The 24,314-nt window shown below is 46.2% G+C and carries 25 protein-coding genes and 1 other RNA gene; 10 read left to right on the top strand and 16 right to left on the bottom strand.

The annotated features are described in order from the left end of the window. Positions 1-39 precede the first annotated feature (39 nt). The 8 genes from ruvX to metK form a co-directional block, all read right to left on the bottom strand. Positions 40-465, bottom strand: a complete 426-nt coding sequence (gene ruvX, locus ATB78_RS25030; RefSeq protein WP_005436506.1) for a Holliday junction resolvase RuvX — start codon at positions 463-465, stop codon at positions 40-42. Between the two features lie 51 nt (positions 466-516). After that, positions 517-1,080, bottom strand: coding sequence for a YqgE/AlgH family protein (locus tag ATB78_RS25025; RefSeq protein WP_005436504.1), 564 nt, complete (start codon positions 1,078-1,080; stop codon positions 517-519). Between the two features lie 128 nt (positions 1,081-1,208). Continuing rightward, entirely contained in the window at positions 1,209-2,159 is a 951-nt protein-coding gene (gene gshB, locus ATB78_RS25020; protein ID WP_005449741.1) for a glutathione synthase, read from the bottom strand. Between the two features lie 14 nt (positions 2,160-2,173). Continuing rightward, the gene (gene rsmE, locus ATB78_RS25015) at positions 2,174-2,905 is read right to left on the bottom strand and encodes a 16S rRNA (uracil(1498)-N(3))-methyltransferase (protein ID WP_005436502.1); all 732 of its coding nucleotides are present in this window, start codon (positions 2,903-2,905) and stop codon (positions 2,174-2,176) included. Between the two features lie 146 nt (positions 2,906-3,051). Then, a complete protein-coding gene (gene endA, locus ATB78_RS25010; protein ID WP_020197218.1) occupies positions 3,052-3,747 on the bottom strand; it encodes a deoxyribonuclease I in 696 nt (231 codons plus the stop codon). Positions 3,748-3,897: 150 nt separating this feature from the next. Then, on the bottom strand, positions 3,898-4,395 hold the full coding sequence (locus tag ATB78_RS25005) for a SprT family zinc-dependent metalloprotease (RefSeq protein ID WP_061010908.1): 498 nt from the start codon (positions 4,393-4,395) through the stop codon (positions 3,898-3,900). Positions 4,396-4,462: 67 nt separating this feature from the next. After that, the gene (locus ATB78_RS25000) at positions 4,463-5,260 is read right to left on the bottom strand and encodes a DUF2189 domain-containing protein (RefSeq protein WP_009705547.1); all 798 of its coding nucleotides are present in this window, start codon (positions 5,258-5,260) and stop codon (positions 4,463-4,465) included. Positions 5,261-5,543: 283 nt separating this feature from the next. After that, complete coding sequence (gene metK, locus ATB78_RS24995) at positions 5,544-6,698, bottom strand: methionine adenosyltransferase (protein WP_061010907.1); 1,155 nt, start codon at positions 6,696-6,698, stop codon at positions 5,544-5,546. A 368-nt stretch (positions 6,699-7,066) separates the two neighbouring features. Between metK and tkt the strand changes: the two genes are divergently transcribed. Continuing rightward, positions 7,067-9,061, top strand: a complete 1,995-nt coding sequence (tkt, locus tag ATB78_RS24990) for a transketolase (protein WP_045480184.1) — start codon at positions 7,067-7,069, stop codon at positions 9,059-9,061. 51 nt (positions 9,062-9,112) lie between these two features. Here tkt and ATB78_RS24985 read toward each other — a convergent pair whose 3' ends face one another. Beyond that, positions 9,113-9,349: a hypothetical protein gene (locus tag ATB78_RS24985; RefSeq protein ID WP_005534899.1), complete on the bottom strand. Its 237-nt coding sequence runs from the start codon at positions 9,347-9,349 to the stop codon at positions 9,113-9,115. Between the two features lie 198 nt (positions 9,350-9,547). Between ATB78_RS24985 and epd the strand changes: the two genes are divergently transcribed. From epd to mscS, 4 genes are all read left to right on the top strand, one after another. Continuing rightward, positions 9,548-10,585 (top strand): erythrose-4-phosphate dehydrogenase, encoded by a 1,038-nt coding sequence (gene epd, locus ATB78_RS24980; protein ID WP_038891914.1) that lies wholly within the window; start codon positions 9,548-9,550, stop codon positions 10,583-10,585. 153 nt (positions 10,586-10,738) lie between these two features. Beyond that, positions 10,739-11,899 carry a phosphoglycerate kinase gene (locus tag ATB78_RS24975; protein ID WP_005436484.1) on the top strand — a complete coding sequence of 387 codons (1,161 nt, stop codon included), beginning with the start codon at positions 10,739-10,741 and terminating at the stop codon, positions 11,897-11,899. A 152-nt stretch (positions 11,900-12,051) separates the two neighbouring features. Beyond that, entirely contained in the window at positions 12,052-13,128 is a 1,077-nt protein-coding gene (gene fbaA / locus ATB78_RS24970) for a class II fructose-bisphosphate aldolase (RefSeq protein ID WP_005436482.1), read from the top strand. A gap of 458 nt (positions 13,129-13,586) precedes the next feature. After that, on the top strand, positions 13,587-14,453 hold the full coding sequence (gene mscS, locus ATB78_RS24965) for a small-conductance mechanosensitive channel MscS (RefSeq protein WP_005436480.1): 867 nt from the start codon (positions 13,587-13,589) through the stop codon (positions 14,451-14,453). Between the two features lie 63 nt (positions 14,454-14,516). On the opposite strand, the gene ATB78_RS24960 is transcribed toward mscS, so the two are convergent. Both ATB78_RS24960 and ATB78_RS24955 read right to left on the bottom strand, forming a co-directional pair. Further along, positions 14,517-14,999, bottom strand: coding sequence for a YbaK/EbsC family protein (locus tag ATB78_RS24960; RefSeq protein ID WP_061010906.1), 483 nt, complete (start codon positions 14,997-14,999; stop codon positions 14,517-14,519). A 24-nt stretch (positions 15,000-15,023) separates the two neighbouring features. Beyond that, the gene (locus tag ATB78_RS24955; protein WP_005436477.1) at positions 15,024-15,653 is read right to left on the bottom strand and encodes a LysE/ArgO family amino acid transporter; all 630 of its coding nucleotides are present in this window, start codon (positions 15,651-15,653) and stop codon (positions 15,024-15,026) included. A 141-nt stretch (positions 15,654-15,794) separates the two neighbouring features. Here ATB78_RS24955 and ATB78_RS24950 point away from each other — a divergent pair, with 141 nt between their 5' ends. Further along, entirely contained in the window at positions 15,795-16,691 is an 897-nt protein-coding gene (locus ATB78_RS24950) for a LysR family transcriptional regulator ArgP (RefSeq protein ID WP_009707613.1), read from the top strand. Between the two features lie 261 nt (positions 16,692-16,952). Beyond that, positions 16,953-17,648 carry an oxidative stress defense protein gene (locus ATB78_RS24945; protein ID WP_009707611.1) on the top strand — a complete coding sequence of 232 codons (696 nt, stop codon included), beginning with the start codon at positions 16,953-16,955 and terminating at the stop codon, positions 17,646-17,648. A gap of 76 nt (positions 17,649-17,724) precedes the next feature. On the opposite strand, the gene serA is transcribed toward ATB78_RS24945, so the two are convergent. From serA to ATB78_RS24920, 5 genes are all read right to left on the bottom strand, one after another. After that, on the bottom strand, positions 17,725-18,954 hold the full coding sequence (serA, locus tag ATB78_RS24940) for a phosphoglycerate dehydrogenase (protein ID WP_009707610.1): 1,230 nt from the start codon (positions 18,952-18,954) through the stop codon (positions 17,725-17,727). A 259-nt stretch (positions 18,955-19,213) separates the two neighbouring features. Then, the gene (rpiA, locus tag ATB78_RS24935) at positions 19,214-19,870 is read right to left on the bottom strand and encodes a ribose-5-phosphate isomerase RpiA (protein ID WP_005436473.1); all 657 of its coding nucleotides are present in this window, start codon (positions 19,868-19,870) and stop codon (positions 19,214-19,216) included. Positions 19,871-19,928: 58 nt separating this feature from the next. After that, the gene (locus tag ATB78_RS24930; protein WP_061010905.1) at positions 19,929-20,522 is read right to left on the bottom strand and encodes a 5-formyltetrahydrofolate cyclo-ligase; all 594 of its coding nucleotides are present in this window, start codon (positions 20,520-20,522) and stop codon (positions 19,929-19,931) included. Between the two features lie 5 nt (positions 20,523-20,527). Continuing rightward, positions 20,528-20,712, bottom strand: a non-coding RNA gene (ssrS, locus tag ATB78_RS24925) — 6S RNA. Between the two features lie 8 nt (positions 20,713-20,720). Next, entirely contained in the window at positions 20,721-21,029 is a 309-nt protein-coding gene (locus ATB78_RS24920; protein ID WP_005436471.1) for a cell division protein ZapA, read from the bottom strand. Between the two features lie 250 nt (positions 21,030-21,279). On the opposite strand from ATB78_RS24920, the gene ATB78_RS24915 reads away from it, so the two are divergent. The 3 genes from ATB78_RS24915 to ATB78_RS24905 are packed head-to-tail and all read left to right on the top strand — an operon-like array spanning position 21,280 to position 24,313. Further along, a complete protein-coding gene (locus ATB78_RS24915) occupies positions 21,280-21,858 on the top strand; it encodes a YecA family protein (protein ID WP_061010904.1) in 579 nt (192 codons plus the stop codon). Between the two features lie 40 nt (positions 21,859-21,898). Then, a complete protein-coding gene (ubiH, locus tag ATB78_RS24910; RefSeq protein ID WP_061010903.1) occupies positions 21,899-23,077 on the top strand; it encodes a 2-octaprenyl-6-methoxyphenyl hydroxylase in 1,179 nt (392 codons plus the stop codon). 27 nt (positions 23,078-23,104) lie between these two features. Then, positions 23,105-24,313 carry an FAD-dependent 2-octaprenylphenol hydroxylase gene (locus ATB78_RS24905; protein WP_061010902.1) on the top strand — a complete coding sequence of 403 codons (1,209 nt, stop codon included), beginning with the start codon at positions 23,105-23,107 and terminating at the stop codon, positions 24,311-24,313. Position 24,314: the final 1 nt, after the last annotated feature.

Below are 24,314 nucleotides of genomic sequence, written 5' to 3'. Positions count from 1 at the left end.
TTGGCAGAAGCCAACCTTTTTTCATTGTGCTTGAAGTGTTTACTCACCCCAAAGGCTTTCAAACCAGCTCTCAAGAATCACGACCGCTGATTGGCAGTCGATATTGCCTTTCGATAGCGCTTTGTAGCCCCCCATACTGAATAGCTCTGAGCGTGCTTCGGCTGTCGATAGGCGCTCATCATGCAATTCAACGGGTAAGCCATAGCGACCTTGTAGGCGATTAGCGAACTTTTTCGCTCTTGGTGTGATGGTTTCTAGGGCTTTACCGTGCAAATCGGTAGGTAAACCAACGACCAATAAATCCGGTTGCCACTCTTTAATTTGCTTCTCTATATCATCCCAGTTTGGAATGCCGTCATTCGCTTTGAACGCTTTGAGCGGGGAAGCTGTGCCCGTGATTTCTTGTCCGATGGCGCTACCAATGCTCTTGGTACCGAAATCGAAAGCCATAATAGTGCGTGACATAAGGTGTCTCGAATCTAAATCAATAAAAATAAGTTGTCGCGGGAGAGCGCGCTACGCGTGTCCAGCATCGGAAGATAACTGGCTTGGATCGATACCCAATTTCTCAACGGCTTTTTTCCAACGGTCGATGATAGGTGTCTCAAAGATGATCTCTGGTGTCGCTTCAATGGTTAACCAAGAATTCTCTACTAACTCGGCTTCTAACTGTCCTGCACTCCAACCGGAGTAACCCAGCGCTACGAGATAGTCACTTGGTTCCGCTTCAGTACCAAGTACCGACAAGATGTCTTTAGACGTGGTAACCGTGAGCTCATCAGTCATTTGAATGCTTGATTCGTAGTAGTCTTTTGGCTTGTGCAGGATGAACCCGCGATCTTCAGAGACAGGACCACCATTGTAGACGGGTCTATCTAAACTTGCTTCGAACAATCTAGGGTGCACGGGTTGCACTTCGACTTGCTTGAGCATGTTACCAACCGTGATATCGACGGGTGCATTGATCATTAACCCCATCGCGCCCTCTTCGTTGTGTTCACAGACGTAGATAACGCTATTCTGGAAGTAGGGATCTTTCATTCCCGGCATCGCAACTAAGAAATGGTTTGTGAGGTTCATTCTCATCTCGACCTTATAAGGCTATTAGAAACACTTAAGCAAACAGCATGCTTGCAACCCTAGGGTATGTGCATGAGTTTGCTTAAGTTAATGCACAACGCTCTCTATTAACTGTAATACAGTTTGAGTTATTCGCCTTTTACGCGGCGCTCAATTGCGTCCATTAGCTTGCCAGTGATGGAAATATCAAAAGCTGCTTCGATTTCGCGAATACAAGTTGGGCTAGTTACGTTGATTTCTGTTAGCTTGTCGCCAATCACGTCAAGGCCAACAAAGATAAGCCCTTTTTCTTTCAGCGTTGGTGCGACTGCTTGAGCGATCTTCATATCAGTTTCGCTTAGTGGACGAGCTTCACCTGTACCGCCTGCCGCTAGGTTACCGCGCGTTTCGCCTTTTGCAGGGATACGAGCAAGGCAGTAAGGCATTGGCTCACCGTCAACCACTAGGATACGCTTATCACCGTTGCTGATGTCTGGCACGAAGGTTTGCGCCATTGCGTAGTTCTGGCCGTGGTTTGTTAGCGTCTCGATGATTACCGATACGTTTGGATCGTTCTCTTTCACGCGGAAGATAGATGCGCCTCCCATACCATCAAGTGGTTTTAGGATCACATCACCGTGTTCTTCACGGAAAGCTTTAATCTTCTCTGCTTTACGCGTCACGATGGTGGTTGGTGTTAGCTCTGGGAACCAAGCGGTGAACAGTTTCTCGTTACAGTCGCGTAGACTTTGTGGCTTGTTCACGATCAGTGCGCCTTGCTCTTCAGCGCGCTCAAGGATGTACGTTGCGTAGATGTACTCTGTGTCGAACGGAGGATCTTTACGCATTAGCACAGCATCAAGCTCAGACAGTTCGATAGTCTGCTCAGATTTGAATTCGTACCAGCCCGTTGGATCTTCTTTAAGCTCAACTACTTTGGTGTCTGCGATTGCTTTACCTTGGTCTAGGTGCAGATCGTTCATTTCCATGTAGTGGATTTCGTAGCCGCGGCGTTGCGCTTCAAGCATCATGGCAAAGCTAGAGTCTTTTTTGATGTTAATGGACGAGATTGGGTCCATTACAATACCGAGTTTGATCATTATTTTTCTCCGTTTTAACCAAGATCGCCGAAACGAACTTGTAAGGCTGTAATTGCTGTCAGAGCCGCTGTTTCGGTGCGTAGAACGCGAGGGCCGAGTAGCGTCTCTTCAAATTGGTATTCGCGAGTCATGTCGATTTCGTCAGAAGATAGACCGCCTTCAGGGCCAATCAATAGACGAACTTTTTCAACCGGTGTTGGCAGGGTGTTGATTGAGTATTTCGCTCGTGGATGTAGGTTAAGCTTCAAGCCATCGTATTCTTCCTGACACCACTCTTCTAAGCTCATGATAGGGCGAATTTCAGGTACTACATTACGGCCACATTGCTCACAGGCACTGACCGCGATTTTTTGCCACTGAGCGAGTTTCTTCTCGAAACGTTTTTGATCCAGTTTTACGCCGCAACGTTCAGAGATAAGCGGTGTAATCGTATTTACGCCAAGCTCTACGGATTTTTGGATGGTGAATTCCATCTTGTCGCCACGCGAAATCACCTGACCAAGGTGAAGGTCCAGTGGTGATTCAATGCTGCTTTCTACGCGTTCAGAGATCTCAACCATCACATTCTTTTTGCTGACTTCGCTGATGACTGCTGGGAATTCTGCGCCGCTGCCGTCAAAGAGCAGGACTTCTTGACCTTCTTTCATGCGAAGTACACGACCAATGTGGCCAGCTGCATCGTCGCTAAGAGCAATAGCGCCAAGTTGTTGAATGGTTTCTGGATGATAAATTCGAGGGATACGCATTGTGTTTCGATTTCCTGCATACGCGAGTGTTTAGACACTAACATGGATGCTTTCCAGCGAAAAAACAAGGGGCAAGAGGCGTTTCCATTACAGTAAATGACAACGCCTCGAATAGCGGAGGTGTACTGCGGTAATTGCGGGAAGAATTACAGCGCGCGACAAGCCTCTTGAACGAATGGGTTGTGGTTGCCTTGAATCTTAGCAATGCGTTCATCGCGCTCACATTCCCACTTGTCTACTGGATAGGTTTTGTTCCAAGCACTCATCAATTGAGTTTGCTGCTTCGAAAGTTTAAAACCGTATTCTTTGCTCATGTACAGGTAAGTGCGAGCAATCGAACCACGTGCGCGATCGGGCGGCATTACTTTGCGTTGCTTAAAGTTCACTTGCATTTCACAACGGCCGTAGCTGACGCCATCCATGCCATTCCACTGACTGAAGTTGTAGTTCGAACGGTCACCGTTTACCTCTCCGATAGCTGGCGTTAGGTTGTGGAGATCGGCTTCCATAGATTTGAAGACTTTGTCGTTTCTTGTGCAGTTTTTGCGTCCACCATTTTGCCAACATTGACGCTGGTGGCCGAACTGCCATGCAGGAACCACGTGCTCCCACTCGATGCGTGATGCGCGTTTTTCTTGCTTACGAACTTGATAGCCACAAGAAGAGAGATCCGGCACGCCCTTTTTGCCTTGCCATTTTATGTCACAACCACAGTAGAAGCTGGTTGGGTGATCGGCGTAGATTTTTACCGCTTCGCGCTTGGCCGCGGAAAAAGAGCTTGGAGGCGCAGCAATCGCTGCACTAGAAAGTGCAAGCAGGAATAAAGAGAAAAGATATTTCATGATTAAAGTCTTTATAAAGTATGACTTTATTCATTCTAACACGCACAAATTAGCTTTAGTGATGAGCAAACCAACAATAACAGGCAAAAAGAGACACTTTGAGAGCGAATGTCTCTCTTTCTGGAATAGAAAAGTAAGAAATTTGTGCTGTTAGGAGAGCTGAGTTCCTGTGAAGTTCAGCGGTTGGCGGCACTTTTGGCATGAGTATACCGCTTCTTTACGCTGCACTTTGTTGTGACGACGAATTGAAAGTGGGTAGGTCATACAACCACATCGGTATTCAAAGGTTTTTCCCTGAACAGAGGCCACATCAAAGCTGTGAGTAGTTTTGGCTGGTACTTTGAATACCGCCTCCATAACACCTTGCCACTCTTTCCCATGTGGGCGAACGCGACCGTAAACTTGGTAGGTAATCAAGTGGGCGACTTCGTGAGGAATAACCTCTTTGATAAACGCTTGTGGATTTTCGCTGAACAGTTTTGGATTCAAACGGACTTCGTTCAATTGCAGATACGCTTTACCCGCCGCTTTGCCACGTACATTGAAAGTCAGAGAAGGAATAGGAAAAGAACGCTTGAAAGCTTGCTCTGCCATTGCGATGCAATCTGCCATCACTTGCTTGGCTTTGTAGCTCAGTTCTATATCCACGACTCACCCCATTTACTCAATAAAAAAGCCCCCGCGTTTGCGAGGGCCGGATCATACCATCTGTTTTCTAAGGCGTGTGTTTTTTCTTAATCGTTGCATGGTAAGCATGCCATGTACCGTACCCTAAGATTGGCATGGTGAAGAGCATACCAATACCGTAAGTCGCAAAGCCGATTAAGATACCGCCACAAATAATCGCAGCCCAAACAATCATCGCTGGGATGTTAGACTTCACTGCGTTAAAGCTGGTGAACACTGCGGTCATCATATCGACGCGGCGCTCCATCATCAGCGGTATTGAGAAAGCAGAAATGCTGAATACTACGCAAGCCAAGACAAAACCGACGATTGAGCCTATAACCAAGAAAGGCAAGAACTCAGTCAGCGGAGCGCCTTGTACAGAAGGGTATAGCGCATGGAGCAGGGCAGCAATTCGCATCCAGAAAATCATACATACCGCGAGCATCACAGCAAATGCCCACTGAGAGCTGGAGTTTCGTCCGATGGCTTTCATTGAATGGAACAAACTTGGTTTGTGTCCGCGTTCTCTCTCCCAACTCGCATCATATAAGCCGAGCGCTAAGAAAGGGCCGATTAACATGTAAACAATCAGGCTTGGCATCACGACGAGATGCGTGCCTTGCCACTGAACCAAAAGCACGATACCAATCGCAGCAGCCATAAAACATATGCCGTAGAAGGCACTTATGAGCGGCATGCGGACAAAGTCATGCAGACCCAACGCGAGCCAATGGAAGGGTGCCGATAAGCTAACGGTATTGCACGGAATGGTTCTGGCGTATTCATTATCTGGAACTTCCTTTCGTTTACCTTGGAAGTCAGATGGGTTCACGGTACGAGGCATAACTCCTCCTTGATTTATTCCCACGGTGGCACCTAGGCCATATAAAGATGTTTGGCTGACGTTTGTCATGACTCTTTTAGCCACGTGAGCCTGCATCATAGTTCTTTACGTTATATACATCGAAAAGTGCATTTAACATTATGTTAACTATTGGCGGAGATGAGGCAATTTACAAATAATTGCTGAATTTTTGTTCAAGGAAATGGTGGGAAGGCAGAGAAGGGGGCAGAAACAAAAAGCCCCCGCCAGAGGCGAGGGCTTTATCGATTCTTGTGTGGCTCGATTACTTGATGCCAGCGAAATCACGTAGGATAGCTGCTTTATCTGTAGCTTCCCATGGGAACTCTTCGCGACCGAAGTGACCGTATGCTGCTGTCTGCTTGTAGATAGGTTGAAGCAGGTTAAGCATTTCTTGTAGGCCGTATGGACGTAGGTCGAAGTTTTGACGAACCGCTTCAATGATGATTTCGTGTGATACTTTCTCAGTACCGAACGTTTCAACCATGATAGACGTTGGGTCAGCAACACCGATAGCGTATGAAAGTTGGATTTCACAACGGTCAGCCATGCCAGCTGCAACGATGTTTTTCGCTACGTAACGTGCTGCGTAAGCCGCGCTGCGGTCTACTTTCGATGGATCTTTACCAGAGAATGCACCACCACCGTGACGAGCTGCGCCGCCGTAAGTATCTACGATGATTTTACGACCAGTTAGACCACAGTCACCCATTGGACCACCGATAACGAAACGACCGGTTGGGTTGATGAAGAAGTTAGTGTTTTTAGTAATCCACTCTGAAGGTAGTACTGGCTTGATGATCTCTTCCATTACTGCTTCACGTAGGTCAGGTGTTGTTACTGAATCACAGTGCTGAGTTGAAAGAACAACAGCATCGATACCAACAATCTTACCTTGGTCGTATTGGAACGTTACTTGAGATTTCGCATCTGGGCGAAGGAAGTCTAGTTTACCGCTCTTACGAACTTCAGCTTGTTTCTTAACAAGTAGGTGAGAGTAAGTAATTGGAGCTGGCATTAGAATTTCAGTTTCGTTCGTTGCGTAACCAAACATGATGCCTTGGTCGCCTGCGCCTTGCTCTTTAGGATCGGCTTTATCAACACCTTGGTTGATGTCTGGAGACTGCTTACCGATGGTGTTTAGAACCGCACACGAGTTCGCATCAAAGCCCATGTCAGAGTGAACGTAGCCGATTTCACGAACTGTTTCACGAGTGATTTCTTCGATATCAACCCATGCAGAAGTCGTTACTTCACCGCCAACCATAACCATGCCGGTTTTAACGTAAGTTTCACAAGCCACGCGTGCTTTTGGGTCTTGCTCAAGAATTGCATCAAGAACTGCGTCAGAGATTTGGTCTGCGATTTTATCTGGATGACCTTCTGATACCGACTCAGAAGTGAACAGGTGCTTAGCCATGATAGCTCCAATCTTAAGGTTTACTCATGGCTAACTAACGCAAGCTTGCCACGAAAAATACAATACAGTTTGTAGGTGTTTCTACATCTAGACGTCTATTTTAATTTCCCACAGTCGAATTACAAGCTCTTTTTCGATTTGAATTCGTCTAGCTTATTACCCAATCGTTTGCTTTTGACGGGGTGAATTTTTCATAAATTGCCCATTAACTGCGAAAAGATTGAGTTAAAACCTCAAAAATGGTGAGTAAAACGTTTGCAGTCAGATTTTGGCTCTGAGAGAATATTGTCCGCACTTTTGTACTTGGTTCACCCGGTGAAAGTGCCCACATTCCTTTATCAATTCGCTTAATGCACTCAGGAGCAGACATGTCTTCTCGTAAACATCTGGCAAATGCAATCCGCGCTCTTAGCATGGATGGTGTTCAACAAGCTAACTCTGGCCACCCAGGCGCACCTATGGGTATGGCTGATATCGCTGAAGTTCTTTGGCGTTCTCACCTAAACCACAACCCAGCTAACCCAGAGTGGGCTGACCGCGACCGTTTCGTACTGTCTAACGGCCACGGCTCTATGCTGATTTACTCTCTACTGCACCTGAGCGGTTACGAGCTGTCTATCGACGATCTTAAGAACTTCCGTCAGCTTCACTCTAAGACTCCTGGTCACCCAGAGTACGGCTACGCACCTGGTATCGAGACAACAACGGGTCCTCTAGGTCAAGGCATCACTAACGCTGTTGGTATGGCAATGGCTGAGAAAGCGCTAGCGGCTCAGTTCAACAAAGAAGGCCACGACATCGTTGACCACTTCACTTACGTGTTCATGGGTGACGGCTGTCTAATGGAAGGTATCTCACACGAGGCTTGTTCTCTTGCTGGTACATTAGGCCTTGGCAAACTGATCGCATTCTGGGATGACAACGGCATCTCTATCGATGGTCACGTTGAAGGCTGGTTCTCTGATGACACGCCTAAGCGTTTTGAATCTTACGGCTGGCACGTAATCCCTGCTGTAGATGGTCACGACTCTGAAGCGATCAACGCAGCAATCGAAGCGGCAAAAGCAGACCCTCGTCCAACACTTATCTGTACTAAAACTATCATCGGTTTTGGTTCACCAAACAAATCAGGTTCTCACGACTGTCACGGTGCACCACTAGGTGCGGAAGAAATCGCAGCAGCACGTGAATTCCTAGGTTGGGAACATCCAGCATTTGAAATCCCTGCAGACGTATACGCTGAGTGGGATGCGAAAGCAGCAGGCACTGAGAAAGAAGCAGCTTGGAACGCGAAGTTCGAAGCGTATGCAGCAGCTTACCCTGCAGAAGCAGCAGAGCTTAAGCGTCGTCTAAACGGCGAACTTCCTGCACAGTGGGAAGAGAAGACAAGCCAAATTATTGCTGACCTTCAAGCTAACCCAGCAAACATCGCATCACGTAAAGCATCTCAAAACGCACTAGAAGCGTTTGGTCAAATGCTTCCAGAATTCATGGGCGGCTCTGCTGACCTAGCGCCTTCTAACCTAACTATGTGGTCTGGTTCTAAGTCTCTAGAAGCAAACGACTTCTCTGGTAACTACATCCACTACGGTGTACGTGAATTCGGTATGACTGCGATCATGAACGGTATCGCACTCCACGGTGGTTTCGTTCCTTACGGCGCAACATTCCTAATGTTCATGGAATACGCACGTAACGCTATGCGTATGGCTGCTCTGATGAAAGTTCAGAACATCCAAGTTTACACGCACGACTCTATCGGTCTTGGCGAAGATGGCCCAACTCACCAACCAGTTGAGCAAATGGCATCTCTACGCCTGACTCCAAACATGAGCACATGGCGTCCATGTGACCAAGTTGAGTCTGCAGTAGCATGGAAACTAGCGATTGAACGTAAAGATGGCCCATCGGCACTTATCTTCTCTCGTCAAAACCTAGCACAACAAGAACGTACTGCTGAGCAAGTAGCGGACATCGCGAAAGGTGCTTACATCCTGAAAGACAGCGATGGTAAGCCTGAGCTAATCCTAATCGCGACAGGTTCTGAAGTTGAACTAGCAGTGAAAGCAGCTGAGCAACTAACGGCTGAAGGTAAGAAAGTACGCGTTGTTTCAATGCCATCAACAGATGCATTCGACAAGCAAGACGCGGCTTACCGTGAATCAGTACTGCCATCAGACGTAACAGCTCGTATCGCTGTAGAAGCGGGCATTGCTGACTTCTGGTACAAGTACGTTGGCTTCGACGGTCGCATCATCGGTATGACAACATTCGGTGAATCTGCGCCAGCTGACCAATTGTTCGAAATGTTTGGTTTCACTGTAGAAAACGTAGTGAACACAGCAAAAGAACTGCTAGCGTAAGCTTACGAAGATAAAAGAAAAACCGAGCGTTAATGCTCGGTTTTTTTGTGCCTACTCAAATTCTTTTCCCCAGTTGTCCTTCTCTTTGTGTCCACATTCCTTACAGGTGACATAGCGATCCATATCGTAATAGTGACCGCCGTTCAGCAGGGTATGAGCCCAAAGCTTTAACGTTCCAAGAATTGATTTATCCGTATCATAACGACTTGGTTTACGGACCAGCACTTCAGAGTGTGGTGTTTCTCTATTGCATCGCTTGCAAAAGTGAGCAGCGGGAAAACCTGACATACGCATTTCCTTTGGTGGTCAAACAAGGAGCTAAAGTGCCAAGCGAAACACGTAACGTCAGAACTCAATATATTGGTGATATGAATATTCCGGGAAGTGAAAAGATAGTTTACCGCGAGTGAGATCACTTACTTAATGCGCTCAGCCTCCGTATCAGGTACTATCTGTGACACGAATTTTTGGTGAGGCGAAGGATAAATGCTAAAAGTTGCGATCAATGGATTTGGACGTATCGGTCGTAATGTACTGCGAGCAGTATATGAGAGCGGTAAGCATCAGCAGATAAAAGTTGTGGCGGTTAATGAACTCGCGCAACCCGAAGCGATGGCACATCTTCTTCAATATGACACCAGTCATGGCCGCTTCGGAAAGAAAATCTCGCACGACCAAGAACACCTCTATGTTCACCACGACAGTGGCGAATTCGATCCCATTAGAATCCTTCACCTAGCTGAAATTGAACTCTTGCCATGGCGTGACTTAGAAGTCGACATCGTGCTCGATTGTACTGGTGTTTTCGGCTCACAAGCTGATGGCCAAGCTCATATTGAAGCTGGCGCGCAAAAAGTTCTGTTTTCACACCCTGGCGCAAGCGATCTCGATAACACCATTATCTACGGTGTGAACCACGAAACCCTCAAAGATGAACACCGCGTGGTGTCCAATGGTTCATGTACCACCAACTGTATCGTTCCTATCATCAAAGTATTAGATGAGGCCTTTGGCATTGAGTCTGGCACTATCACCACGATTCACTCTTCAATGAACGATCAGCAAGTTATCGACGCTTACCACAATGATTTACGCCGTACGCGTGCGGCCAGTCAATCCATCATTCCAGTTGATACTAAGTTGCATAAAGGTATTGAAAGAATCTTCCCGAAATTTTCCAACAAATTCGAAGCAATTTCGGTTCGAGTTCCGACAGTTAACGTCACTGCGATGGATTTAAGTGTCACAATTAGTACAAATGTGAAAGTTAATGACGTAAATCAAACCATTGTTAACGCATCTCAGTGTACATTACGTGACATTGTTGACTATACTGAATCGCCGCTCGTTTCCATCGACTTTAACCACGATCCCCATAGTGCAATTGTGGATGGAACTCAGACACGAGTGAGTAACGGGCAACTCGTTAAAATGCTCGTTTGGTGCGATAACGAATGGGGCTTTGCTAACCGGATGCTGGATACCGCCTTAGCAATGCAAGCTTCTTCACAAGTGGAGCAATAATGGTGAAGAAGCGATGGAGAAATTTTTTATTTTAAGCCTTGAAATAAATCTGACGTATCTCCATATCAGTAACCAGTTTGAAGAATTAACGGGCTTGGCAGGATTGCCGAGTTTTTAAAAACTTTAATTATTTAATATTTGAGAGGACACATCATGTCTGTAATCAAGATGACTGACCTGGATCTTGCAGGTAAACGTGTATTTATCCGTGCTGACCTAAACGTGCCAGTAAAAGACGGTAAAGTAACTTCAGATGCACGTATCATCGCATCTCTTCCAACTATCAAGCACTGCCTAGAAGCAGGCGCTAAAGTTATGGTTACTTCTCACCTAGGTCGCCCAACTGAAGGTGAATACGCTGAAGAGTTCTCTCTACAACCAGTAGTTAACTACCTAAACGACGCACTAGACTGCGAAGTTAAACTAGCGAAAGACTACCTAAACGGTCTAGAACTAAACGCTGGTGAACTAGTTGTTCTAGAAAACGTTCGCTTCAACAAAGGCGAGAAGAAAAACGAAGAAGAACTGTCTAAGCAGTACGCTTCTCTATGTGACATCTTCGTAATGGACGCATTCGGTACAGCTCACCGTGCTCAAGCATCTACTCACGGTGTAGGTATGCACGCAGACGTAGCATGTGCTGGTCCTCTACTAGCGAACGAACTAGAAGCTCTAGGTAAAGCAATGGACAAGCCTGCTCGTCCAATGGTTGCTATCGTAGGTGGTTCAAAAGTTTCTACTAAGCTAACTGTTCTTGAGTCTCTATCTAAAATCGCTGACCAACTAGTTGTTGGTGGTGGTATTGCTAACACATTCATCGCAGCTGCTGGCCACAACGTTGGTAAGTCTCTATACGAAGCAGACCTAGTTGAAACAGCTAAGAAGCTAATGGACGAGTGTGCAATTCCAGTAGCAACTGACGTTGCATGTGCGAAAGCATTCGACGAGAACGCAGAAGCTGAAATCAAGCACGTTTCTGAAGTACAAGACGACGACATGATCTTCGACCTTGGTCCAGATTCAACTGCTGAACTAGCAGAAATCCTTAAGAACGCTAAGACTATCCTATGGAACGGTCCAGTAGGCGTATTCGAATTCAAGAACTTCGAAGCAGGTACTAAAGGTATCTCTGAAGCTATCGCTGCTTCTGAAGGTTTCTCTGTTGCAGGTGGTGGTGACACGCTAGCAGCTATCGACAAGTTCGGTATCAAAGCTGACGTATCTTACATCTCTACTGGCGGCGGCGCTTTCCTTGAGTTCGTAGAAGGTAAAGTACTTCCAGCAGTTGAAATGCTAGAAGCACGCGCTAAGTAATATTAGTAAAGCGGGAGTCCTCTCCCGCTTTCTTGTTTGCTGCAACGAGAGTGGAACTCTGCTAAAATAGCCTCAGTTGTGAGCAAACGTTTGCAAGATTTTCAATTTAACAAGTTTTGTTTATAAAACGACAGATAAATAGGATTACATCCATGTCTAAGATCTTCGACTTCGTAAAACCAGGTGTTATCTCTGGCGATGACGTTCAGAAAGTATTTGAAGTAGCAAAAGAGAACAACTTTGCACTTCCAGCAGTAAACGTTGTTGGTACTGATTCTGTAAACGCAGTACTTGAAGCAGCTGCAAAAGTTAAAGCTCCAGTTGTTGTTCAGTTCTCTAACGGCGGCGCAGCTTTCTTCGCTGGTAAAGGCGTTAAACTTGAAGGTCAAGGTGCACAAATCCTTGGCGCTGTAGCTGGTGCTAAATACGTTCACGCTGTAGCTGAAGCTTACGGTGTGCCAGTAATCCTACACACTGACCACGCTGCTAAGAAACTTCTACCATGGATCGACGGTCTACTAGACGCTGGTGAAGAGTTCTTCGCTCAAACTGGTAAGCCTCTATTCTCTTCTCACATGCTAGACCTTTCTGAAGAGTCTCTAGAAGAGAACATCGAAACATGTGCTAAGTACCTAGAGCGCATGGCTAAAATGAACATGACAATCGAGATCGAACTTGGTTGTACTGGTGGTGAAGAAGACGGCGTTGATAACTCTGATATGGACGCATCTGAGCTTTACACTTCTCCAGAAGACGTTGCATACGCATACGAGAAACTAAGCGCTGTTAGCCCACGTTTCACTATCGCAGCATCTTTCGGTAACGTACACGGTGTATACAAGCCAGGTAACGTTGTTCTAACTCCAACTATCCTACGTGACTCTCAAGCATACTGTGCAGAGAAGTTCGGTATCGCACCAAACGCTCTAAACTTCGTATTCCACGGTGGTTCTGGTTCTACTGAAGCAGAAATCCAAGAGTCTATCGGCTACGGTGTTATCAAAATGAACATCGATACTGATACACAGTGGGCTACATGGGACGGTATCCGTGCATACGAAGCGGAAAACCGCGATTACCTACAAGGTCAAATCGGTAACCCAACTGGCGAAGACGCTCCAAACAAGAAGTACTACGATCCACGCGTATGGCTACGTGCTGGTCAAGCTTCAATGGTAGCTCGTCTAGAGAAAGCATTTGCTGACCTAAACGCAGTAGACGTACTATAATTCGTCTCAACTGAGTTTCTAAAAACCCGCTCTTAGAGCGGGTTTTTTTATGTCTAAACAATGAGACAGCCTAGATTCTCCTTCCTGTAGCAATTGATAACTAAATCAACTGTTATATGATCACCGCACTTCATATCCCTTCTGTTTTTGGCGCAAATTTCGAAACTCAGCGCATTTCCGCACCAAGTGGCATAAAACCAAGTAAAAAGTGTGGCGAAATGTAAATCCATTGCGTACTCTGTAACATGCCAGTATCAGAAAAATCTGATAAAGCTTTGTTTTGTAGGTCTTTGCTAAACTCTGACTTTGCAAAATTTCAGTTTTGAGATATTGTGCCAAAAATCTGACACTGTTCAGGAAAACAATAGGGATGTTGTTGTGAATAAGAACCTATAAAAAACAAGGTTCATAAATTAACGGCAATTAGATTTAATATCTTTATTTTGAGGATACGAATTATGGCAGGTGAATCGATGGGGATCGATACCTCTTTAACGGATGGTTTGAGCAAAGCTGAAACATGGCTAAATAACAACTCAGATCTTCTTATTCAGTACGGTGTGAACATCATTTCAGCACTGCTGATCCTATTTATCGGTAACATTATCGTTAAAGCGGTAGCAAACAGCGTTTCAAAAGTGCTTGAAAAGAAAAAGATGGACAAAGCTGTTGTTGAATTCGTCAATGGTTTAGTTCGTTACCTTCTATTTGTTATCGTACTTATCGCGGCACTAGGCCGTGTAGGTGTTCAAACCGCATCTGTAGTTGCGGTAATCGGTGCGGCAGGTCTTGCTGTTGGTCTTGCTCTACAAGGCTCACTATCTAACTTTGCAGCGGGCGTACTGATTGTTGCATTCCGTCCATTCAAGTCTGGTGACTACGTAGAAATCGGCGGTGTAGCAGGTAGTGTTGAAGCAATTCAAATCTTCCAAACTGTACTAAAAACACCTGACAACAAAATGGTTGTTGTACCGAACTCATCAGTTATCGGCGGCGCAATCACGAACTACTCTCGCCACGCTACGCGTCGTGTAGACCTAGTTATCGGTGTTTCTTACAGCGCTGACCTTAAACAAACTAAGCAAGTTATCCGTGACGTGCTAGAAAAAGATGAGCGTATCCTTAAAGATCCAGCAATCCAAATTGGTGTACTGGCTCTAGCAGATTCTTCAGTGAACTTCGTGGTTCGTCCATGGTGTAAAACTGCTGATTACTGGGACGTTTACTTCGATTCTACTCAAGCAATCAAAGAAGCGTTGGATGAAGCAGGCATCGAAATTCCATTCCCACAAATGGATGTTCACTTGAACAAAGTAGAAGCTTAATCCCTTCGATTGAGAACATGAAAAAGCGAGGCAATGGCCTCGCTTTTTTTAAATCCTAATTTTCTAAAGTTCTAACAGAGTGTTACTGCCGGCAAGGAGCAGACGTTTAAGTTCGCTACCTGCAAAGCCAAAGGTTAACTCGGGTAAACCTGGTGTATAGAGCAACTCATCATGTTGGTAGAGTGTTGTATCGACGATAATGGTGACATGTTCAGGTAAGCCAATAGGACAAACTGCGCCGGGCACACAGCCTAGCTGCTCAATCATTTCATCGTCGCTGCAAATTGAAGGTCGTTTACCAGTAATGGCTTTGATTTGCTTGGAGTCTAGACGCGAGTCCTTGTCGGTTAGGTATACTGCATAACCTTGCCCTTTCAGCTTGAGAAAAAGACTCTTAGTATGCGTGCCTGTCCAACCGAGTTGTGCGGCGACTTTGACGTCGGTTTCGAAGTCGAGAATGGCTTCGTGTTGCCATTCTCTAAAGGGGATGGAGAGCGCATTGAATCGCTCTCGGTTGATTTGATGGATTTTTTCCAGTGACTCCATGTCGTGTTTCTTTCCTATTTGTCTTTACCAGTATTTGGTGACTAACTCATTCGCAAGTACAAAAGCGATAGTAAACATCATAGCGGCAACCGCAATATCAATGCCTTTCTTCACTTTCGGTTTTGAGAGCGTCGGACCTAATTTCGCAGCACCTAATGAGAGTGTGTAGAACCACACAAATGAAGCCATGATGGTGCCCATAGCAAATGCGATGCGATCGTTGCCTTCGAATTGACCACCAATTGAACCCAAGATTACCACGGTATCTAAGTAAAGATGTGGGTTCAACACTGTGACGGCAAGTGCGCCAAGAATCACGGTACGACGGCCTCGAGCGACGACTTCACCTTTCGATTCAGAGGCGTTTGCTGGCTTGAATGCGCTTTTTAGTGACAGTAAACCGTAAACACTTAAGAAGGCAATGCCACCTAAAGTGACTGAGGTCAGCAGGATTTCATTTTGCGATAGGATCGCACCACCACCAAAAATACCAAGCGATATGAAGATCATATCTAGGATGCTACAGATGGTCGCGGTCGTCAGGTGATGTTGACGCTTAATACCTTGGTTAAGGACGTACGCATTCTGCGCACCGATTGGAATGATCATCGTCGCACCTAAACCGAATCCTTGTAATAACACCCAAAAGCTCACAACACACCTCAAAAATTAGCAATAGAACAACAGAGGAATGGAAGATAAAGCTTTTATTGAAATAAGTATAATTAATGATTTTAATATATTATTAGTAATACTTATCTGGTGTTTTGGGCGTTTATTAAGGAGGAAAAACACGTGCGAGGATTGGACTATAAATGGATTGAAGCGTTAGATGCGGTGGTACATCAAGGCAGTTTTGACCGAGCGGCTGAGCACCTTTTTGTCTCACAATCCGCCATTTCCCAGCGTATCAAGCAGCTAGAGAAGTACCTTGCCCAACCGGTTCTTATTCGCGAGCAACCACCAAAACCAACCCCGATTGGTAAGAAGTTACTCGGGCTTTATCGCCGAGTAAGACTGCTTGAGCATGAAATCCTCCCTGAACTAAAAAACGACACGACAACACGTCCTGTACAGCTTTCATTGGCAACCAATGCAGACAGCCTAGCGACCTGGCTCTTACCTGCGTTGCAAGACGTAATGAAGCATCGCCAAGTGGAACTAAAACTGACCATTTATGGCGAGTCGCGCTCGATTGAGAAGCTAAGGAGTGGTGAGGTTGCAGGGGCGATCAGTTTAGAGTCTCAAGCCATCCCGGGCTGTCGAGCAGACTATCTTGGTCGCATCGATTATGTTTGTGTGGCCAACCCAGAGTTTTATCAACGTTACTTCTCGGAAGGAGTCAACAACCAGACTTTGGCCAAAGCGCCGGCGGTGTCTTATGACCAATATGATGATCTGCATAAGAAGTTCTTAACGGAACACTTCAACGTGAGGCCAGATAGCGTGATTCATCACAACATCAGTAGCTCAGAAGCTTTCCTTAAGATGGCGTTAGCAGGCGTGGCTTATTGTTTGATTCCTCGATTGCAGATCACTGACGAACTGGAGAAAGGTGAGTTGATTGATATTACGCCGGGCTTTTTGATGTCCTATCGAATTTACTGGCATCACTGGCAGTTAGAAACGGGTGTGCTTCAAGAGATCTCACAAGCGATCGTTGGCTACGCGCAACAGCATTTGCCACAATAAGTTCCCGCTTGCCTCGCGTTTTAAGCTGAAATTACGGCGAAGTAACACAGTCAAAGTTGTGTTAGAAGTCGCTTAGGGCGCTTGGATAATTGGCAGAAGTTTCTATGATGAAGCTATATACACTCCAGTTCATTGGTGCCTCTTATTTTTCTGGTTTTGATGAGACATCAACTTAATCCGCCATGGCATTCATCGAGTATCTCGTCTTGAACTCCGGCATTTGGAGTGACTTTTCTATTTCAATACGGATGGATTTATCGAATGAAACTGTCTTCAATTTTTCTGGCTTCAGCACTAAGCCTTACTAGCGTTTCTGTACTTGCGAATGATGCACCTGATTTTGCTCATGTGAGTACGACTGGATACGGTGAAGTCGTTGCAACTCCAGATATGGCCACTTTCTCTGTGAAGGTAGTTGATACCACGATGACTGCGGAACAAGCGAAGCAATCGGTCGATAATACCGTTGATGCGTTTCTAAAAAGCTTAGCAGATGCAGGGTTGTCAAAAGATAACATCACCAGTTCAAACTTGTACTTAGCACCGCAGTATCACTATCCGAAATCGGGCAAAGCAGAGCTAGTTGGCTACCGCGCATCACGTAGTATTGATGTGACGGTAAACGATCTTGCTAACTTGAATGAATACTTGGACATGGCGTTAAAAGCTGGCATTAATCAAGTCGATAATATTCAGCTTAAAGTGAGTAACCAGTCTGAGTATCAGCAAAAAGCGCGTATGGAAGCAATCAAAGACGCGCAAAGCAAGGCGGCATCTTTAGCGACGGGTTTTGACAAAAAGTTGGGTGATGTTTGGCAGATTAACTACAACCAAATGCACGCTCGTCCAGTGCTTTTACGTTCAATGGCAATGGATGCAAGAGAGAGTTCGAATAGCTACCAAGACTCTACGCTTGTGATTCGTGACCAAGTAGATGTGGTTTATAAGCTGAAATAGTACAGAGAAAATCACGACGAATAGAAACAGAAAAGGCAGGGGAGTCCCTGCCTTTTTTATGTCTAGTAATCAGTGATTAATGAAGGATACGAGCACGGATTGTGCCTTCGATGCCTTTTAGTTTCACTAGTGCTTCTTCTGCGCGAGAAGTCTCAACGTCGATAACCACGTAACCGATCTCAGCTGCCGTTTGTAGGTACTGACCTGCGATGTTGATGCCGTCTTCCGCAAAGATGGTGTTGATTTGCGTCAGGATACCAGGGCGGTTTTTGTGGATGTGCAACAGACGTGAACATTCACGATGCTCAGGCAGAGAAACCTCTGGGAAGTTCACACTTGATAGGGTAGAACCGTTGTCAGAGTATTTCGCCAGTTTACCAGCAACTTCAACACCAATGTTTTCTTGCGCTTCTTGCGTTGAACCACCGACGTGTGGCGTTAGGATGACGTTATCGAACTTCTGCAGTGGAGACTCAAATGCATCAGCATTGGTTTTTGGTTCTACTGGGAATACGTCAACCGCAGCGCCCGAGATATGACCAGACTCTAGACTGTGGCATAGAGCAGGGATGTCTACGACGGTACCGCGCGCAGCGTTGATAAAGATTGCACCTGGCTTCATGCGTGCGAACTCTTCTGCACCCATCATGTTTTTGGTCTCTGGTGTTTCAGGTACGTGCAAAGAAATGACGTCACACTTGTTCAGCAGCTCGCTCATGGTGAACACTTGCGTTGCGTTACCTAGCGACAGTTTGTTTTCAATGTCGTAGTAGTAAACGCGCATGCCTAAGTTTTCTGCGATGATACCTAGCTGAGTACCGATGTGACCGTAACCGATGATACCCAGACGCTTACCACGTGCTTCGTAAGAGCTGTCTGCACTCTTCTTCCAAATACCACGGTGTGCAAGTGCGTTTTTCTCTGGGATACCACGAAGAAGCAGAAGAACTTGGCCTAACACCAACTCGGCAACACTGCGCGTGTTTGAGAATGGCGCATTAAATACAGGGACACCGCGTCGAGCGGCAGCACTTAGGTCAACTTGGTTGGTACCGATACAAAAACAGCCAATCGCAACTAGCTTGTTCGCCGCATTGATCACTTCTTCCGATAGGTTCGTTCGGGAACGGATACCGATGAAGTGCACGTCTTTTACTGCTTCAATCAGCTCTTCTTCTGAAAGGGAACCTTTGTGATATTCAATGTTGCTGTAGCCAGCTGCTTGAAGAACTTCAACTGAAGAAGGGTGGAGTCCCTCTAGCAAGAGGATCTTAATCTTTTCTTTTTCCAGTGAAACTTTGGCCATTTTTCTCGTCCTTAAAATGGAAAGGTGGGCTAATGTGGCGCACATAAAGCAAAACCATTAAAAAGGGGATAATTAACAGTTTTGTCGGAAGACAAACGTTTCCCTGTGCGTCTTCTGTTCAATAAAGTAACAAAAAATTTTTGCTTTGGGTAAGAAAATTACGGAATAAGGCATGCTTTTCTTAGAAAAAGGAAGAAAAAACGGCGCCCTAGGGCGCCGTCTGTAATGAAATAACAGAAAATTTAAATCATCTAATGATTTATTCTTCTATTTTCGCACCTTCTGGTGTGCCAGTGATAACCACGTCTGCACCACGGTGAGCGAACAGACCTACCGTTACCACACCTGCGATGCCGTTGATCTTGTCTTCAAGCTCTTTCGGGTTAGTGATTTGCATGTTGTGCACGTCTAGGATTACGTTGCCGTTGTCCGTCGTTACGCCTTCACGGTATGCAGGGTCACCACCTAGTTTTACCAATTCACGAGCAACGTATGAGCGCGCCATTGGGATAACTTCGACAGGAAGTGGGAACTGACCAAGTACGTCAACTGCTTTTGTGCCGTCAACGATACATACGAATTTTTCTGAAATAGCTGCAACGATCTTTTCACGAGTCAGAGCAGCACCGCCGCCTTTGATCATTTCACGCGCTGCGTTGATTTCATCTGCACCATCAACGTAGATATCTAGCATTGCTACGTCGTTACACTCGTAAACTTCAATACCAAGCTCTTTTAGACGCTCAGTAGAAGCAACAGAGCTAGACACTGCGCCTTTGATATCATCTTTGATACTGCCTAGGGCATCGATGAAGTGATTCACGGTAGAGCCAGTACCAACACCGACAATGCTGCCTTTCTCAACATACTTAAGTGCTGCCCAACCAGCCGCTTTCTTCATTTCATCTTGAGTCATGCCAATCTCCTGAATAGATGTTCGTTAACGTTTGCGGCGTGATTATAGCGGGTAAGTGTTACTTTTCCCATTGCCAGATTTGGCTTGGAGTCACGATCTTAGGTAATGGAATATCACAACTTTCAACGGGTAGGCGCTCTACATGCTGGCAATCGTGGGCGATACCGATCGGTTTGGCACCTTCGCCAGTGCTAAACCAACGTGAGAGTGTCCGGTCGTAGTAGCCACCGCCCATACCTAAGCGATGGCCGACACTGTCAAACCCGACTAACGGTGTACAAATGACATCCAGTTCACGGACCGGTTTCAGGAAACGGATATCAAGCGCAGGTTCTAAGATTCCGTATTTGTTGTACACCAACTGTTCATCATTGACGTAGTGCAAGAAGAGTAATTGACCTTTAGAGAAAGGATGAATGACGGGCAGGTAAATCGACTTACCTTGCTGCCATAGTGATTCAATCAAAGGTTTGGTGTCTAACTCGCCATCGGCAGAGAGGTAGATGGCAATGTGCTGCGCAGTTTTGATTTCTGCTAACTGCGAAAACTGCTGAACGAGATCGAGCCCAGCTTGAAACTGAGTATCGCTACAAAGGGCGTTGCGTTTTTCGCGGATGAGTTTACGGAATTCTTGTCGAGATAGGTCTGACATAGAGAGGATACCCCAGGGTGCCGTTGAGGATTGTGGCCCTTGAACCAGCTGGTTCAAGGCGGATCAGCAATGATAACCGTAGGCTTCTCGGTGCATGCCAAGCTTGCTCAATAGCTATCAAGTACTAACCCTTTGGTATTGCTTATCGGCTCAGGGACTTAAATCCAACTGACGCACACCCCAGGGTAAATTTTGTATCTACTGCTGTCCTTGCTTTACCTTACTAAGCGCACTTTCTAAAGACGCGGTGAGCTTTTCCATTCGCTCAGTAATTTCTTGTTGCTGACCGTTAGATTCGTATGATTTTGTATGCAATTCATAACAAATGTTCAACGCAGCAAAGGTCAGTAGCTGAATTTCATTGGTTACCTTAGTACGCTCGCTCATCTCTTTCAATCGACGATCAAGATCTTTAGCCGCTGTAATTAGTGACTCTTCTTGCCCCGCAGGACAATTGACTCGTGTCATTTTGCCAAGGATTTCAACGTCGATCGCTTGATTGCTCATGATGAATAAACTCTATATTCGCGCTATCTAAGGCGTTGCGTTATACAACTACCGAGGAGGAAACTATAGGAAAACCGCTATTAAGATTCAAGCATTTCCCATCACAGAAAGAAAAATGGTGAAGTGATCACACAGGAATTGGGCAAATTGATTAAATGCTGTCCAAAATTGAATTTGATAGCCGTTTCAGCCGACTAGGCTTGATGGTAGGATATGTCGATACATTATTACGCAAGAATGAGCCAAGATTATGAGTGAAATCACCCTTCCTGAATACCAATCTATTGCTGCTGAACTGAAATCTGCAAGCCTTGCTGTGACCCCAGCAGAATTGCACGGTCTACTTGTTGGCATGCTAAGTGGTGGATTGGCGATTAACGACCAAACCTGGCAACCGATTCTGTTTGATTACACCAACGAAGGCATGGGCTGGCCATCAAGCGCATTAGCACTTGCACAAAGCGTGTTTCAAGTAACCGTTAACGAGCTAACTGGCACTTCTATGGAGTTGTCTCTATTGCTTCCAGATGAAGCGGGCGAAGAAGGTTTGTTTGCACTAGCTGATGGTGTGTCTGACTTTGTTAACCACTTTATCTCAGGTATGGGCTTAGCGGGCATTGCGATTGATAAGGCATCAGACGATGCAAAAGAAGCTTTGGCTGATCTAGAAGAAATCACCAAGCTTGGTATTGATGAAGACGATGACCTAGGCGAGCAAGCGCTATTACTAGAGCAAGTAATCGAACACGTTAAAGCCTGCGTATTAACTATTCATGCAGAGTTTGGTGCTCGTCCTGAAAGCAACGAAAACAAACCAACGATTCATTAATCACTCGTTCCCCATTATCGAATAGTTTCTAGAGGTTAGCATGAGGCAATATGACGTTGTAATTGCTGGTGGTGCCATGGCTGGTGCCACACTTGCGTTAGCAATCGACCGTTTATCTAAAGGCGCGCTGCAAATTGCGGTTGTTGAGCCTTTTAAAGCCCAATCGGATCAACATCCGGGGTTTGACTCGCGCTCGATTGCTCTGTCCTACGGTACGGTCAACATTCTGCGTCACTTGCAGTTGTGGTCTGCTATCGAGCCTTGTGCAACCCCAATTGAACATATTCATGTTTCTGACCGCTCTCATGCGGGCATGACTGAGATTACCAAGCACGAAGTTGGCGTTGAAGCGCTTGGCTACGTAGTGGAACTCGCCGATGTTGGTCGCGTCTACCAAGAGCTCTTGGATAAGAGTGAGGCTATCACTCTGTTTTGCCCTGATTCGGTTGCGAACATCGAACGTGAGCAAGACAAAGCACACATTGAACTGAGCAGCGGTGAGAAGCTGGAAGCTAAGTTGCTGGTGGCTGCCGATGGGGCAGTATCGCAATGTTGTCAGCAAATCGGCTTAGAGTTGTCTGAACATGATTTCGACCAAGTGGCAGTGATTGCGAATATCGTGACGCAAGAGCCTCATCAAGGTCGCGCTTTTGAACGCTTTACAGATAATGGTCCAGTCGCACTGCTGCCGATGAGTGACAACCGCATGTCTTTGGTGTGGTGTCTGCGTCCTGAAGAAGCGCAAACCGTGGTGAACTTATCTGACGCGGAGTTTCTTGAGCGCCTGCAGAACGATTTTGGTTGGCGACTAGGTGCGATGCAGAAAGTCGGACAACGCGCGAGCTATCCGCTTCTTCTGCGTCATCGTAAGCAGAACATTTCGCATCGCTTTGCTATTGTCGGCAATGCTGCACAAACGCTTCACCCGATTGCTGGGCAAGGCTTCAACCTTGGTATTCGTGATGTGGCATCGTTAGCGGAAGAGGTGGTTAAGCAAGCTGAAGACGCGGGTCGTTACCAAGGCTTAATGCGATTTAGCCAGCGCCGTGAAGATGATCGCAGCGAAACGATTTGGCTAACCAGCTCTCTCGTGCATATTTTCTCAAATGATTTACCGGCGATGCGAATTGGGCGTAACCTTGCTCTCGCAACGATGGATAACCTTTCTACTTTTAAGCAGCCGCTGCTACGCCATACGCTTGGTCTAGTGAAACGATAAACGGCAACGAATTAGGTAACAAAAGCAATGATGCAAAGTGTAGATATCGCCATCATCGGCGGTGGAATGGTAGGTTTAGCATTGGCGGCCGCTTTTAAGGACAGTGACCTTCGAGTAGCCGTTATCGAAGGCGCAGTGCCGAACGACACCCTAAATGAACTGCCAGATGTACGCGTGTCGGCGTTGAGCCGTTCAAGTGAAACTATCCTTCGTAACCTTGGTGCTTGGCAAGGTATCGAGCAGCGTCGTGCTTCTCCGTACCATGCGATGGAGGTCTGGGAGCAAGACAGTTTCGCTAACATCGCATTTGATGCACAAAGCATGGCTCAACCAGACCTTGGTCATATCGTTGAAAACCGCGTGATTCAATTAGCGTTGCTAGAACAAGTACAAAAGCTGGATAACGTAACACTGTTTATGCCTGCTCGCTGTGCAACGCTTGCGGTGGGCGAGCAAGAAAGCTGGCTAACGCTCGACAATGGTCAAGCTATGACAGCTAAGTTGGTTGTTGGCGCAGATGGTGCAAACTCTTGGCTGCGTAACCAAATGGATATCCCTCTAACGCATTGGGATTACGGCCATAGTGCGCTTGTCGCGAACGTGAAAACCGCTGACCCACACAACAGTGTTGCGCGTCAGATCTTTACACCGCAAGGTCCATTGGCTTTCCTTCCAATGTCTGATCCGCACATGTGTTCGATTGTTTGGTCTACCGAGCCAAACCGTGCTGAGCAATTGCTGGCAATGAATGAGCAAGAGTTCAATAAAGCACTGACTAGCGAATTTGATGTGCGTTTAGGTTTGTGTGAAGTGGTTGGTGAACGTGCGGCATTCCCACTTAAGATGCGTTATGCGCGTGACTTTGTGGTTGAACGCGTGGCGTTAGTTGGCGATGCTGCCCATACCATTCATCCGCTGGCAGGGCAGGGTGTGAATCTTGGTTTATTAGATGCAGCAAGCTTAGCGCAAGAAGTGTTGGCGCTATGGAAACAAGGTCAGGACATTGGCACCAAACGTAACCTACGTGGTTATGAACGTTGGCGCAAAGCTGAGGCGGCGAAGATGATAGCGGCAATGCAAGGTTTCCGTGATCTGTTCTCCGGTGAGAACCCTGCCAAGAAGTTGGTTCGTGGTATTGGTTTGAGCCTAGCAGGACAACTGCCGGGTGCGAAAGATGAAATCATGAAGCGTGCACTAGGTTTGAAAGGCAATTTGCCGGAACTAGCGCGTCAATAAT

It is taken from the genome of Vibrio sp. CUB2 (genome assembly GCF_001557945.1).
Classification (GTDB): domain Bacteria; phylum Pseudomonadota; class Gammaproteobacteria; order Enterobacterales; family Vibrionaceae; genus Vibrio; species Vibrio owensii.
The sequence above is the reverse complement of the archived record's forward strand: the minus strand, read 5'-3'. Positions and strand labels throughout refer to the sequence as shown.

Excerpts from the sequence above, each read along its gene's own strand:
- ATB78_RS24945 (WP_009707611.1), top strand. The coding sequence starts at position 16,953 with ATGAAACTGTCTTCAATTTTTCTGGCTTCAGCACTAAGCCTTACTAGC.
- fbaA (WP_005436482.1), top strand. The coding sequence starts at position 12,052 with ATGTCTAAGATCTTCGACTTCGTAAAACCAGGTGTTATCTCTGGCGAT.
- ATB78_RS24985 (WP_005534899.1), bottom strand. The coding sequence starts at position 9,349 with ATGTCAGGTTTTCCCGCTGCTCACTTTTGCAAGCGATGCAATAGAGAA.
- ATB78_RS24920 (WP_005436471.1), bottom strand. The coding sequence starts at position 21,029 with ATGAGCAATCAAGCGATCGACGTTGAAATCCTTGGCAAAATGACACGA.
- metK (WP_061010907.1), bottom strand. The coding sequence starts at position 6,698 with ATGGCTAAGCACCTGTTCACTTCTGAGTCGGTATCAGAAGGTCATCCA.
- ATB78_RS24905 (WP_061010902.1), top strand. The coding sequence starts at position 23,105 with ATGATGCAAAGTGTAGATATCGCCATCATCGGCGGTGGAATGGTAGGT.
- ATB78_RS25025 (WP_005436504.1), bottom strand. The coding sequence starts at position 1,080 with ATGAACCTCACAAACCATTTCTTAGTTGCGATGCCGGGAATGAAAGAT.
- tkt (WP_045480184.1), top strand. The coding sequence starts at position 7,067 with ATGTCTTCTCGTAAACATCTGGCAAATGCAATCCGCGCTCTTAGCATG.
- ATB78_RS25000 (WP_009705547.1), bottom strand. The coding sequence starts at position 5,260 with ATGCCTCGTACCGTGAACCCATCTGACTTCCAAGGTAAACGAAAGGAA.
- serA (WP_009707610.1), bottom strand. The coding sequence starts at position 18,954 with ATGGCCAAAGTTTCACTGGAAAAAGAAAAGATTAAGATCCTCTTGCTA.
- endA (WP_020197218.1), bottom strand. The coding sequence starts at position 3,747 with ATGAAATATCTTTTCTCTTTATTCCTGCTTGCACTTTCTAGTGCAGCG.
- ATB78_RS24960 (WP_061010906.1), bottom strand. The coding sequence starts at position 14,999 with ATGGAGTCACTGGAAAAAATCCATCAAATCAACCGAGAGCGATTCAAT.
- mscS (WP_005436480.1), top strand. The coding sequence starts at position 13,587 with ATGGCAGGTGAATCGATGGGGATCGATACCTCTTTAACGGATGGTTTG.
- ruvX (WP_005436506.1), bottom strand. The coding sequence starts at position 465 with ATGTCACGCACTATTATGGCTTTCGATTTCGGTACCAAGAGCATTGGT.
- ubiH (WP_061010903.1), top strand. The coding sequence starts at position 21,899 with ATGAGGCAATATGACGTTGTAATTGCTGGTGGTGCCATGGCTGGTGCC.
- rpiA (WP_005436473.1), bottom strand. The coding sequence starts at position 19,870 with ATGACTCAAGATGAAATGAAGAAAGCGGCTGGTTGGGCAGCACTTAAG.
- ATB78_RS24975 (WP_005436484.1), top strand. The coding sequence starts at position 10,739 with ATGTCTGTAATCAAGATGACTGACCTGGATCTTGCAGGTAAACGTGTA.
- epd (WP_038891914.1), top strand. The coding sequence starts at position 9,548 with ATGCTAAAAGTTGCGATCAATGGATTTGGACGTATCGGTCGTAATGTA.
- ATB78_RS24930 (WP_061010905.1), bottom strand. The coding sequence starts at position 20,522 with ATGTCAGACCTATCTCGACAAGAATTCCGTAAACTCATCCGCGAAAAA.
- ATB78_RS24915 (WP_061010904.1), top strand. The coding sequence starts at position 21,280 with ATGAGTGAAATCACCCTTCCTGAATACCAATCTATTGCTGCTGAACTG.
- gshB (WP_005449741.1), bottom strand. The coding sequence starts at position 2,159 with ATGATCAAACTCGGTATTGTAATGGACCCAATCTCGTCCATTAACATC.
- rsmE (WP_005436502.1), bottom strand. The coding sequence starts at position 2,905 with ATGCGTATCCCTCGAATTTATCATCCAGAAACCATTCAACAACTTGGC.